11 protein-coding genes are annotated in these 12,581 nt (G+C 62.2%); 3 read left to right on the top strand and 8 right to left on the bottom strand.

Annotated elements, in window-relative coordinates; translation table 11 throughout:
• Positions 1-78 precede the first annotated feature (78 nt).
• The gene (locus GGQ68_RS05325) at positions 79-1,554 is read left to right on the top strand and encodes a DUF2252 domain-containing protein (protein ID WP_183963677.1); all 1,476 of its coding nucleotides are present in this window, start codon (positions 79-81) and stop codon (positions 1,552-1,554) included.
• A 42-nt stretch (positions 1,555-1,596) separates the two neighbouring features.
• Here the strand turns inward: GGQ68_RS05325 and dapA are convergent, their stop codons facing one another.
• Positions 1,597-2,472 carry a 4-hydroxy-tetrahydrodipicolinate synthase gene (gene dapA / locus GGQ68_RS05320; RefSeq protein WP_183963675.1) on the bottom strand — a complete coding sequence of 292 codons (876 nt, stop codon included), beginning with the start codon at positions 2,470-2,472 and terminating at the stop codon, positions 1,597-1,599.
• Positions 2,473-2,618: 146 nt separating this feature from the next.
• Between dapA and GGQ68_RS05315 the strand changes: the two genes are divergently transcribed.
• The gene (locus tag GGQ68_RS05315; protein WP_183963673.1) at positions 2,619-4,586 is read left to right on the top strand and encodes a lytic transglycosylase domain-containing protein; all 1,968 of its coding nucleotides are present in this window, start codon (positions 2,619-2,621) and stop codon (positions 4,584-4,586) included.
• Position 4,587: 1 nt separating this feature from the next.
• Here the strand turns inward: GGQ68_RS05315 and GGQ68_RS05310 are convergent, their stop codons facing one another.
• Positions 4,588-5,460 carry a DMT family transporter gene (locus GGQ68_RS05310; protein WP_183963671.1) on the bottom strand — a complete coding sequence of 291 codons (873 nt, stop codon included), beginning with the start codon at positions 5,458-5,460 and terminating at the stop codon, positions 4,588-4,590.
• The gene (gene mnmC2, locus GGQ68_RS05305) at positions 5,453-6,130 is read right to left on the bottom strand and encodes a tRNA (5-methylaminomethyl-2-thiouridine)(34)-methyltransferase MnmC2 (protein ID WP_183963669.1); all 678 of its coding nucleotides are present in this window, start codon (positions 6,128-6,130) and stop codon (positions 5,453-5,455) included. Before mnmC2 ends, GGQ68_RS05310 begins: the two co-directional genes overlap by 8 nt.
• Before the next feature lie 47 nt (positions 6,131-6,177).
• Between mnmC2 and GGQ68_RS05300 the strand changes: the two genes are divergently transcribed.
• Complete coding sequence (locus GGQ68_RS05300) at positions 6,178-7,206, top strand: NAD(P)/FAD-dependent oxidoreductase (RefSeq protein ID WP_183963667.1); 1,029 nt, start codon at positions 6,178-6,180, stop codon at positions 7,204-7,206.
• 112 nt (positions 7,207-7,318) lie between these two features.
• Here GGQ68_RS05300 and GGQ68_RS05295 read toward each other — a convergent pair whose 3' ends face one another.
• From GGQ68_RS05295 to ubiA, 5 genes are all read right to left on the bottom strand, one after another.
• The gene (locus GGQ68_RS05295) at positions 7,319-7,762 is read right to left on the bottom strand and encodes a MaoC family dehydratase (protein WP_183963665.1); all 444 of its coding nucleotides are present in this window, start codon (positions 7,760-7,762) and stop codon (positions 7,319-7,321) included.
• A gap of 139 nt (positions 7,763-7,901) precedes the next feature.
• Positions 7,902-8,774: a TIGR01459 family HAD-type hydrolase gene (locus GGQ68_RS05290; protein WP_183963663.1), complete on the bottom strand. Its 873-nt coding sequence runs from the start codon at positions 8,772-8,774 to the stop codon at positions 7,902-7,904.
• A 317-nt stretch (positions 8,775-9,091) separates the two neighbouring features.
• The gene (locus tag GGQ68_RS05285; protein ID WP_183963661.1) at positions 9,092-9,409 is read right to left on the bottom strand and encodes a prefoldin domain-containing protein; all 318 of its coding nucleotides are present in this window, start codon (positions 9,407-9,409) and stop codon (positions 9,092-9,094) included.
• Between the two features lie 25 nt (positions 9,410-9,434).
• Positions 9,435-11,552: an OmpA family protein gene (locus GGQ68_RS05280; protein WP_183963659.1), complete on the bottom strand. Its 2,118-nt coding sequence runs from the start codon at positions 11,550-11,552 to the stop codon at positions 9,435-9,437.
• Positions 11,553-11,613: 61 nt separating this feature from the next.
• Positions 11,614-12,579, bottom strand: a complete 966-nt coding sequence (ubiA, locus tag GGQ68_RS05275) for a 4-hydroxybenzoate octaprenyltransferase (RefSeq protein ID WP_183963657.1) — start codon at positions 12,577-12,579, stop codon at positions 11,614-11,616.
• Positions 12,580-12,581 lie beyond the last annotated feature (2 nt).

Below are 12,581 nucleotides of genomic sequence, written 5' to 3'. Positions count from 1 at the left end.
GTGGCGTCCTGCCGCCCATTGCGGAACGAACCGCGCGCGGTGGCGTTGACCCCTTTATAACCAACAAGGGGATAAAAGATGGCCGCGCCACGCAAGACGTCGAAGAACGAGACCTCGAAAAGCAAATCAGCTGCCTCGTCCAACAGCAAGGCCACGGGACCCGAAGCGCAGAACAACGCGAACGAAAGTCCCGTTTCTGACCTGAAAAGCCGGGTCGAGGACTACCGCAAGCTTGCGCAGAAATACGTCGAATATCCCTGCATCATGCGTCCCGGTGACCTGACCGGCGAAGATCGCCGCAGGCATGTGCGCGAGACCATTCTCGAAGACCATGCTTTGCGCATTTCCCAACAGTCCGACGGCGCCAAAGAGAAATTCTCCACGCTGGCGAAATCCCGGTTCTCCTTCTTTCGCGGCACGTCGCTATTGTTTCACCGCGATATGGTGGGCGAGGACGCGCGGATGCCGACAGTTCTGGCGTTGGGCGATGTACACCCGGAAAATTTTGGCGTCATGCCCAACGCGGACAATGCGCCGATCTTTGGGGTAAACGACTTTGACGATGTGATTTACGCGCCTTTCACATGGGATCTGAAGCGCGGGACCACGGGATTTCTGCTTGCTGCCGAAGAGGAAAGCGACCTGTCCAAGAAGCAGCGCATCAAGGTCGCCCGCAAGTTCATCGAGGGCTATCACGAGGGCATTGAGTATTACGCGCGACATGACACCGAAAGCAGCCAGCAGATCCGTCAGGACAATTCGCCAAAGGTGATCCGCAAGCTGTTCGACAAGGCCGCCAAAAGCCGCAAGGACTGGCTGTGGGGCCGCTACCTGACCGAAAACGGATTGGGGTTTCGCGCGAATCATGAGCTGACGCCTGTGTCTTCTCGTCGGGTGGAATTCCAGAAGTATATTGACCAGATCGCCAAGGCCGCAGGCATCAAATGCGAGGGGCGCGTCGGGATGCTGAAGGTCAAAGACGTGTGCATGCGCCACGGGCAGGGCACGGCGTCCTTGGGCCTCGCACGCTATTATGTCTTGATTGAGGGGCCGAGCCAGAACGCTTGTGACGACCTTATCATTGAATTCAAACGCGCCCGTGCCTCTGCGCTCGAAGGGTTGGTGCCGGAGAATGCGTTCAACGCCGGGGATCAGGGCGACCGGATCGCGCACGGTCAGGCGGTGCATCTGGCCAATGGCGACGTGTTCTATGGCGAAGCGGAAATTGACGGCGTGTCGTTCATGTCCCGCGAGCGCGCGCCGTTTCGGGACGATATCGATCTGGATGATCTGTCCAAGAAGTCGTGGAAACGCTACGCGCATGCCTGTGGGCAGGCCTTGGCGCAGGCGCATGCGCGCTCTGACGATGCCGGGCAGCTCGATTACCGAATCGAGCCGCGCATCCTTGAGGCGATGGACCCGCTGGAGCTGTTCATCGACGACATGCTGTGTTTCGCGAGAGAAGCGGTTCATCGACTGAACCGCGACCACGCCGCGTATAAGCGCGATGTGAAACTGGGGGCTTTCGTCAATCCGATGAAGGCCTACCGCTGAAGCAAAAAAAAGGGCCGGTCACGTGACCGGCCCTGTCTTTGTTCAGTTCATCAGGCCCGCGTGTCGCAGACCGGCGTCGATGCGCTCTCGCACCGGTTCGGTCACGGGCATCAGTGGTAGCCGGACGCTCTCTTCACACAGGTCCAGACGGCCCATGGCGTATTTGACGCCGCACAGCCCCGGTTCAAGGAAGATTGCCTGATGCAACGGCATCAAGCGGTCCTGGATGTCCAGCGCGGTGGCGTAATCGCCATTCAGGCAGGCTTCTTGCATCTGGGAACACAGGGCAGGGGCGACGTTGGCGGTGACCGAGATCATGCCGCGACCGCCCTGGGCGTTGAAACCGTGCGCTGTGGCGTCCTCACCAGACACCTGGATGAAGTCCTTGCCGCAGGTGATGCGCTGCTGGCAGACGCGGGCGAGGTCGCCGGTGGCATCCTTCACACCGACGATATATTCCAGCTTGGCCAGTTCACCCATCGTTGCAGGCAACATGTCGACGGCGGAACGGCCGGGGATGTTGTAGATGATGATCGGCAGTTGCGCCGCGTCATGCACAGCCTTGAAATGCGCAATCATGCCCGCCTGGGTGGGCTTGTTGTAATATGGCGTTACCAGCAGAACGCCGTCCGCGCCGACATTCTTGGCATGCATCGCAAATCGGATGGCTTCGTCGGTGTTGTTGGACCCTGCACCGGCAATCACGGGGATGCGGCCAGCAGCAGCCTCGACCGTCGCTTCGATCACGGCTTCGTGCTCTTTGTGGGTCAGTGTCGGGCTTTCGCCGGTGGTGCCGACGGGCACCAAGCCATGTGACCCTTGGTCCACATGCCAATCCACCAGCTGTTTGAGCGTGGCGAAATCCACCGCGCCGTCCTTGAACGGCGTGACCAGGGCAGGCATTGATCCCTTGAACATCTTCACGCTCCTTAGCTGTAATATCAGGTCATTGTGCTTCTGGGAGGAATTCCGCCGACCCGACGGGATTGTGTGTTGAAGCCAAGGGTGCGGGCGATATCCTCCGGAGAGGGTCTTTTCACTTTTCACACGGGAATTGCAAGCCGATGTCGCGCCTACTTGCCGTTTTACTGCTTCTGGGCACGTCTCTGGCCTCGCAACTTCATGCGCAGGTGGGGGAGGCGGGCCAGTCACTTGCCAAGGCCATGGGCTACATGCGCGAGCAAAACTGGGCGGCTGCCCAGATCGAAGCGCGCGGAGACGGTCAGATCGCCGTCGATGTGATTCTGTGGCACGCGTTGCGCTCCGGGCGCGGCGATGCGCGCGAAGTGCTCGATTTCATCGAAAGGCGGCCCGATTGGCCGGGTATGGCCTATCTGCGCGAGAAATCCGAACCCATCGTGGCAGACGAGGCGTCGCCGGAACAGATCAAGACGTTCTTCAGCGAAGAGTTGCCGCAAAGCGGGGCGGGGTCGCTTGCCCTTGCGCGCGTGCATGCCTCCGAGGGGCAGGAGGGGCTGGCGCAGGCGGATATCGTGCTGGGCTGGCGGACCCTGTCGCTGTCGGGTGACGAGCGCCGCGCCTTTATGGACCAATGGGGTGAGATCCTGAAGCCGCACCACGTGGCGCGGCTGGACATGGCGCTTTGGAACAACTGGAGCCAGAACGCCACAGCCATGTTGCCCTACGTGGACGAGGGCTGGCAGGCTTTGGCGCAGGCGCGGCTTGGATTGCGCAAAAGCGTTGGCAATGTCGACGGGTTGATTGGCCGTGTGCCCGAAGAGCTGCAAGACGATCCCGGTCTGGCTTTTGAGCGGTTCCTTTGGCGTGTCCGAAAGGGGCGTCGTGACGAGGCGATTGAACTGCTGAAGGAGCGCTCCATCAGCCTCGCGTCGCTGGGGGAGCCGTGGGCCTGGGCCCGCGAGCGGCATGATCTGGCGCGGCGTCAAATGCAGGCGGGGGCCTATGCCGAGGCCTACGAGATCGCGTCGAAGCACTACCTAGTGGACGGGTCGGATTTCGCGGCGCTGGAGTGGCTGTCAGGCTTTCTCGCGCTGCGGTTCCTCGACAAGCCAGACCTTGCCGTGGCGCATTTCGAGAATTTCTCGGGCGCGGTCTGGACGCCGATTTCCGCCGGGCGTGGCGGCTACTGGCTGGGCCGTGCTTTGGAGGCGACGGGTGATACCATCGGCGCCAAGGAAGCCTACCAGAAGGGCGCGGAATATCAGACGTCGTTTTACGGGCTGCTTGCTGCGGAACGCGGCGGTTTGCCGGTGAGCCCGACACTTGCCGGGACGGAAGAGTTCGGCGACTGGCGGCAGGCGGAATTCACCAAGTCGAGCGTCTTTCAGGCGGCTATCCTGTTGCTGGCGGCAGGGGAAGTGGACCTTGGCGAACGGTTTATGACGCATTTGGCCGAAAGCCTCGACCGGCCCGGCATGGGGCAGATGGGTGTCATGCTGGACGAGATGAAGCGCCCGCATATTCAGGTAATGCTGGGCAAACGGGCGGCGCAGTTCGGGATCGAGCTGCCGGGACCCTATTATGCGCTGCACCCGGATGTGGTCGCCACCGACTACCCGGTGCCGAAGGAATTGGTGCTGGCCATCGCACGGCGCGAGTCCGAGTTCGATCCGGGGGTGATTTCCGGCGCGGGGGCGCGCGGCTTTATGCAGCTGATGCCCGGAACCGCGCGTGAGGTGGCTCAGGAGTTGTCGTTGGATTATGATGCGGGCCGTTTGCTGTCTGATCCGTCATACAATGCGACGCTGGGGTCGAACTATCTGGCAAAGCTGGCGAAACGCTATGACGGCAATGCGGTGATGATGGCCGCAGGCTACAACGCGGGACCGTCGCGCCCCGATCGCTGGATGGAGGTTTTCGGCGACCCGCGCAAAGGCGAGGTGGATGTGATCGACTGGATCGAGCTGATTCCGTTCGATGAGACGCGCAACTACGTGATGCGCGTCACCGAAAGCCTGCCTGTTTATCGCGCGCGGCTGGGCAAAGATCCGCACCCGGTTCCCTTCTCGCAGGAATTGGTTGGCACCACGTTGCGGGTGGCCAGCCAGTAACTCAGGCCTTTGCGTTCTGGTGTTGTCGCCAGAGCGTGAACAATCCGGCCGTCACGATGAGCCCCGCGCCAATGATGACATTGGTGCGCAGCGTTTCGTCGAAGACCACCAGACCCAGCGTGCTGGCAAACACCAACTGGAGGTAGGCAAACGGCTGCACGGCGCTGGCCTCAGCCACCTCGTAGGCGCGTATCATCAGGTAGTGCCCGAAAGCGCCGGAGAGGCATAGCAGCCCCATCCACGCCCAATCGGGCGGCGTCATGCTTTCCCAGAACCACATTCCGATGAGTGTTGCGACGACTGATCCGGCGGTTCCCGTGTAGAAAAAAGAGGTCGCCGCCGTGTCAGTACGGGCAACGAAACGCGTCAACAGGGCGTAGAGCGCGAACATGAGCGCCGCACCCAGGGGGATGGCCGCATAAGGCGAAAAGACACCACCCGACGGTTGCAAGATGATCATGACACCGACAAATCCAACCCCGATGGCAGCCCAGCGACGCCAGCCCACCTGCTCGCCCAGAACGGGGCCGGACAGGGCGGCCACCAGAAGCGGATAGCAGGCAAACACCGCGTGGCTTTCCACCAAACCGAGGTAGACAAACGCCAGCACCATGACGTTGATTTCTACCACCAGAAGAGCGCCGCGAAAGATCTGCACGAACGGATGCCCGCTGCGCGTGGCGCGCTTCAGTCCGCCGGGGGCGCGGGCGGCGATGGCAATCACGAAGGCGGCAAAGAACCAGTAGCGCACCATGATGACCATCATGGTGTTGTACTCGGTCGCCAAATGCCGCGAGAGACCGTCCTGCATCGCAAAGACAAAGGTGGTGGCGACCATCAGCATGATGCCAAGGCGCGTGTTCTGTTCAGTCATGGCTATCTTTCACGGCAGTGGTCATGTGACGCTTCCGGCCATATCCCGGCTGACGGGTCACTGCAAATCCGGCCTCCGCCAAGGCCCGGCGCACATGGCCTGCGGCGGTGTAAGTGGCCGCCGTGCCCTGCGGCCCCGTGTGGCGGGCGACTTCGGCCATCAGTTCCGGCGCCCAAAGCTGCGGGTTCTTTGCTGGCGCAAACCCGTCTAGAAACCAGGCATCTGCCTGCTGATCCCATGCGGGAAGGGTGTTTCGGGCATCGCCTTCGATCAGTGTAAAGTGAAGATCGGGCAACGCGATCTGGCGCGCGTCGTCATGCCAGAAGGGCGCAAACTCTGCCGCGATCTCAGCCAGTTCCGGAAAGGCGGCCTGGGCGCGCACCATCTCGGACCCCTCTAGCGGATAGGCCTCGAAGGTTGTGAAACGCAGCTGACCGGACGTGCCAGAGGCCCGCCATAGATGCAAAGCGGCGAGCAGGTTCAGCCCCGTTCCAAAGCCAAGCTCGGCGATATGAAAGCCATCTTTCAGGCGTTCGGGCAGATGGTTGCCCGCAAGAAACGTATGGCGCGTTTCCGCAAGACCGTTGTCCAGCGAGTAATATGGATCGTCAAAGCGGGTCGAGACCGGGATCTCGTCGCGCCATTGGAGCATCGGGCTCTGGTCTGGCATGGGGAACTTCCTTAGAGACGGCCCAGAGATGACGCGAGGAGATGGCGATGACAAGCGTGGATGTAACGGTGCGCGGCGCAGGCATTTTCGGCCTGTCCATCGCCTGGGCCCTCGTGCAGCGGGGCGCGCGGGTGCAGATCGTCGATCCGTTTGGCGCAGGGGCTGGATCGTCGGGCGGCATCGTCGGTGCGCTTGCCCCGCATGTGCCGGAAAACTGGAACGAAAAGAAGGCGTTTCAACTGGACAGCCTGCTGATGGCAGAAGGGTTTTGGCAGCAGGTGGAGGCTGCGGGCGGCGTCTCTGCCGGCTATGGGCGGACGGGGCGCCTGCAGCCGATCATGGACGACAACGGGCTTGCGCTGGCGCGGGCGCGTGCCGAAGGGGCAGCCACGCTTTGGCAGGGGCGTGCCGAATGGGAGGTGGTTCCGGCGACAGAAGGGTTTTCCCCGGCCTCGCCGACCGGCTGGCTGATCCGCGACACTTTGACGGCGCGAATGCACCCTCGACGGGCATGTGAGGCCTTGGTCGCAGCTTTGGCGGCGAAAGGGGTGTCAGTCGAGCGCGATGCCGAAGACCGGGGCGCGGTGGTTTGGACGACGGGATGGCGTGGTCTGATGGATCTGTCCGAAGCGCTTGGTCGCAACATCGGCGATGGGGTAAAAGGCCAGTCCGCAGCCTTTCGCTATGAGGCCCGCGAGGCACCGCAACTGTTCGTCGAAGGGTTGCACATCGTGCCACATGCGGACGGGACTGTGGCGGTAGGATCCACCTCGGAACGTGAGTTTTCCGAGCCTTCCTCGTGCGATAGCCAATGCGACGCGTTGATTTCCCGGGCCCGCGCAGCCTTGCCGGACTTGGAAGGCGCTGCGGTTGTGGCTCGTTGGGCTGGGGTGCGCCCAAGAGCCCGGACGCGGGCGCCTGTGTTGGGCGTCTGGCCGGATCGGGCTGGCCATTTCGTGGCAAATGGCGGCTTCAAGATCGGGTTCGGCATGGCCCCGAAGGTGGCGGAGGTCATGTCCGATCTGGTGCTGGAGGGGGCTTGGGAGGGGATCCCGGAGGGGTTTCGGATCATGTGAGACCGGGGCGCGGACCTCTTTGCCTCAGGCAAAGTCGGCCCGCCCACCCGGGCGATCCCAGCAGAAAAAAGGCGCCGCGTGGGCGCCTGGCTGCAATTTGGATTTGGCTCAGTCAGTCGAACTTGCGTGAGGGGGCCAGGACCTTTGCTTCTCCGATGACGACTTTCTTGCCATCGACGGAGCAATGGGTTTCCAAGGTCACACGACGCTTGGCAGGGTCGATGTCGGTGACCTTGACCTCTGCATAGACCATGTCGCCGGGGCGCACGGGGGCGAGAAACTTCAGCGACTGGCCGAGGTACACCGTCCCGTGCCCCGGAAGCTGTTCGCCTATGACAGCAGATATCAAACCTGCGGTTAACATTCCGTGTGCGATGCGACCCTCGAAGATGGTGTCCTGCGCGTAGGCATCGTCGAGGTGCACGGGATTCCGGTCGGTCGAGACTTCGGCAAACATTTCAATGTCTTGATCCGTCACCACCTTGCGCAGGTGACGGGTCATACCCATTTCGATGTCCTCGATGCAGATCGTTCCGCGCGGCATGTTGTCCAACATCTTGCCCTCCTTCGTCTCTGCGTGACCGTAGCGTGGCAGATGCGCCTCAGTCTATCGCTCGGCAATAAAAGCCCGAACTTGCGCCGGTATTGGTAATTTTATTACTTTGCAAATGCAGCGAAAGCAAGCGGAATTTTTATCACCTGAGCTGACCTATGCTGTATGTCGGGTTGATTTTTTCCTTTTCGACATAGCTCGTTAGAGCGTCCAAATCTGGTTGGTGCGTTGTTTTGGTATCCTCCCGCGCCAGCCCGCCGGTGATGAAAAGGGAGTCGATGGCTTCGCCCATGGCGCCGTCGATGTCGGTATGTGGACCGTCGCCAATAGCGAGAATTGCGCTGTCGGGGATGTCGGCGCGGATCTGGCTCAGACGGCGGCGGGCAAGATCATAGATCGGCGGGTGTGGCTTGCCGAAATAGAGGCTGTCGCCGCCCATTTCAGTATACAACTGGGCCAGCGCACCGGCACAAAACTCGCGCGTTTCACCACGGTCCACCACAATATCTGGGTTGGCACAGAGCAGTTTCAGGCCTTTTTCCTTAGCATACAGGAACTGCGGGCGATTGACGTCGGGATCGGCGTGCGGATCGAAGGGGCCGCAACAGACGATGCCTTCGGCCTCTTCGAGGTCGACGGTTGTGATGGTTGTGGGATTGTCGATCAGCTTCATCGGCTCAAAGAAACTCTGGTCGAAGGACTGTCCCATGAACCACACCTTCGAGCCTACAGCGCCGGTGAACATGGCGGCGCGCGCAGAGTCGCCAGAGGTCGCAATGGCGTCATAAGCGTCATCCGGAACGTTGAAACTTTTCAACTGCTTGGCGACTTCGCGGTGGGCGCGCGGGGCATTCGTCACCAAGATTACGGCGCCGCCCTTGGCGCGATATTGCTGCAACGCTTCGACGGCTGAAGGAATTGCCTGAACGCCGTTGTGCACGCAGCCCCAGAGGTCGACGAAGAGCGCGTCGTAACGGTCCGAAACTTCGGACAGGGCGGAGATGAGCTGGGTCATGGATACCTCGGATCAGGGATGTCTGGCCAAGTAGATAGCGCTAAACAGGATCGAGGGACAGGGGTGTGAAGTTGAGGTAAATGCACCCGCAAGCTGTGCCGAACCGCAGGCCTGCGCTGTGGTTAAGCGCGCGTGCGCCGCATCATGTTGTGGTGACGAGCCCGCAGCAGCCAGAGCTTAACGACCCGGCGGCGCGAATTTACCAAATCTTAGCGCACGAACCGACCGGATAGAGCGGGCAAACCGGTCGGTTGTTCATGTTTTGAAACTGCAGGTGTTGCGCTGCGGTGCAGAATATTAAGGATCAAGCCTCAGCCTTAATGACGTTCGGCGTAGACGCGCATCTCTTCGGCTTCCTGACGGGCTTCGCGCAGGCCATCCATGGCGGCGCGCAACTCTGCCTCGGTCTGGGCCAGCTGGTTGGTCAGCTCGGCTTCGCGCTGTTGCAGGTAGGTGATCGCCTGATCGCGGGTTTCCTCTGCCTCGTGCAGCTCCTGGCTCATGCGTTCCAGCTGATCCATGTCGGCCTGGCTGACACGTTTGAAGCGGTGAATCAGCCAATGGGCAAACCAGCCAAGGCAAAAGGCGACGAAGAGAATGATCGCCGTGGTGATGATGAACTGCGTTCTGTCCATAAGTCCTTACTGTCCCTCAGGCCTATTAGCCATCGTCGCCGGTTGTCTCCGGCTCAAAATCCGCATCGCGCACGGCCCCTTCGGGCACGGCCTTGTCTGCACCGATCCCAGCGGCGGCTTCCGTCGCTTTAGGGTCTTGTAGCGGGGTCTCGGCCTCAGCGCCATCGGTGGTTGCTTCTTCCTCGCCGCCGGAGCTGTCTGCATCATCGCCGTTTGCGGTCTCGGCGGCCTCTGCATCGTCACCTGTGTCGCTTTCGGACTCAGCCTCTGCGGCTGCGGCCATGGCCGCGATTTCTGCGGCGACGGCGACTGTGTCCACTTCGGCAATTTCGCCGTCTTCGCCAAGCAGGTTGAATTCAATCCGGCGGTTTGCTTCGCGGCCTGCCTCGGTTTCATTTGTTTCGATGGGCTGCGCTTCGCCATAGCCGCGCACCTTGTAGCTGGCGACGGGAACCAACCGTTGACGCAGCGCGTCGAGCACGGCCTGCGCGCGCTTCTGGCTGAGTTGCTGGTTCATGGTTTCGCGGCCCTGGCTGTCGGTGTGGCCGCCGATTTCCAAGGGGATGTCGCCGCAGGTTTTCAGCAGGTCTGCCAGATCATCGAGAATGTCGCGGGCCGACACGTCCAGCGTGGCAGACCCCGGTTCAAAGGACAATTTCCGGCTGCCGACGGTTGTGAGGATCATCGCCTCACACTGTTCAGGGGACGGAATGCCAAGCGAGGCGTCAAGGCGCTCCACATAGGTCACGTCGATGTCGAACGTGGACTGGTCGCCAAGCTTGCTGGCCAGCAGGGTCGCAATCTGGGCGCTGGCCTCGGTGTTGCCGGTGTTGCCGGTGATGATCATGTCATCCGCGGTCACGGTGACGGCGCCGTTGGCCAGCATGGACAGCGCCTCCAGCCCAGCGAGGGTGCGCACGGACCATGTGTTGGGCAGCCCTTCGACGACGCGCGCCGCCGTGTAGACCGAGTCGGAGCCAAAGGCTGCGCGCGCGAAGCTGTCGACCGTCTGGCGAGCCACTTCGGAATTGAGGCGACCGCGCAACTGCACCTGACCCTCGGGGGAGAGGGTGGCGGTGAATTCGGCCGGGCCTTCTTCGCTGGCTTCAGGCGGCTTTGGCAGAACGGCGTGCAGGGCGAAGACGTCCGGCAGTACCGATTCCAGCTCTCCGACGACGCGGTCGAAGAGCGCCTGATTGGTCCCTTCAAGTGCGACGAGGGTCACATCCGCATTGGCAAAGGTGATGCTGCCGCCGCCAAGTTCCTTGAGCTTGGTGATGCCCAGTTCGGTGGCGTCGGCCCAGCGACGGGAGGGAACGCCAAGGCCGAGTGTGCAGCTTGCCTTGCCCTCCAACCCGGCCGCAGCGGCGGCGCTCAGGATGCGGCCACGGGCTTCCTCGGTGTCGGCGGAGCAGGCGTCAAAGCGCGTGCCGTTCTCGTCGATCAGGAAACGCAGGGTGAAGGGGCTGATCACCGGGCGCGGTGCGGACAGGTCCAGGGCCAGGCGAATGTCGTCGGGCTTGCGGCGGGCGAGGGTTGTTTCGAGCCGGGTGCGGGCCTCGGCGCTTTCGGTCATGGCCTTGATTTCGACCAGCGTGGAATCGACGGAAATCTTGGACCGGGGAAGGTCGCGCAGGGAGGACGTGGCGAACCGCAGGGCGTCGTCCCAACCATCGGGAGCCGGAAAGTCTGCCGATTCCAACAGGTCGGACACCTCGGCCCCGTCTGCGATACTGCGGAAGCGGTCCATCAGGTCTTCGCGGTCGGTGGAGGCCGGCACGAGGCCAATGACGGAAATGCCGGAATCATTGCGCAGAATCTCGATCGAGAAGCGCGGCGCGGCGATGTCGGCAGCCTCTTCGACCAGCATCTGGTCGATGACGCGGGAGGCATCGACCACGCGGCCCGCAGCAGAAAGGGCGTGAAAGCGCGCTGCTTCGTCCGGCGCGGTGCCGATGAGAAAGACCTGCAAACCGTTGGTATCGACCTCCGCCCAAGTGAGCCCTTCGGCATCCAGGCGGTTCAGCACCTCGGCTTGCGATCCTGCTTCGACCATCTGGGCGGAGAAGTACGCGGCGAGAAGGCTGGCACTGCCGGCGACGGCAAAGGTTCCAACTACGGTGAAAAGCGATGAAAGCCGCATGTGAGCGTGAGGTCCAAATTCCGGGTGTGAGACTGATACGCAAGCCGGGGGGCCTGCGCAATCAAGCGATGATCGCGGCGGCGAAAAACAGCACGGGCAACAATCCGGCGTCGCGGTTGGATCTGAAGAGCTGTAGCAGCCGGTCGTTGTCATCCAGTTTCAACCGGCGCATCTGCCAGAGCATGTGCCAGCCCATGGCCCATGGGCCGATGATGAGGGCAATCAGCTTGAGCGGCTCGCCCGAGGGAGCGGCCAGCGCGATGGCCAGCCCCATGAGCGCAACGGTGGCCGCGAGGAACCAGGCCAGCCAGCGCGGGGTCGCCTCGCCGAACAGGCGCGCGGTGGATTTCACGCCGATGAGCGCGTCGTCCTCTTTGTCCTGGTGAGCGTAAATCGTGTCATAGAACAGCGTCCACGCCATGCCCGCGACATATAGTGCAACGGCGGGCCACCCGAGGCTGCCGCTGTGCGCCGTCCAGGCCAGTAGCGCGCCCCAGTTGAAGGCGATGCCGAGGAAGATCTGCGGCCACCATGTGAACCGCTTGGCAAAGGGGTAGATCGCAACCGGCCCCAGCGCGAGGATGCCGAGCGCAATGGCCATCGGCGGAAAGGTCACGAGGATTGCAAAGGCGATCAGGCATTGTGCGATGGCCCAGGCGAGGGCTTGCTTCGTGGTGACCTGGCCGGACGGGATGGGGCGGGAGGCCGTGCGCGCCACGGAGCCGTCGATGTCCCGGTCGGTGATGTCGTTCCACGTGCAGCCCGCGCCGCGCATCAACACCGCGCCGATGCCGCAGCCGACAAAGATCCACAGGTCGAACCAGCTTGCGCGCCCGTCCGCCACCATGGCCAGCGTCAGGCCCCACCAGCACGGCAGAAGCAGAAGCCATGTGCCGATGGGACGGTCCGCGCGACTGAGGCGCAGGTAGGGTCGCGTGGCAGGGGGCGCGATGCGGTCGACCCAATTGCCCTTTACCGCGTCGGAGACTTGTCCCGCTGCCTCTGGCGTCTGCTGCGTACCGGTCATAT

Source organism: Sagittula marina (assembly GCF_014196795.1).
GTDB classification, from domain to species: domain Bacteria; phylum Pseudomonadota; class Alphaproteobacteria; order Rhodobacterales; family Rhodobacteraceae; genus Sagittula; species Sagittula marina.
This window is presented reverse-complemented; position numbering and strand designations above follow the sequence as displayed.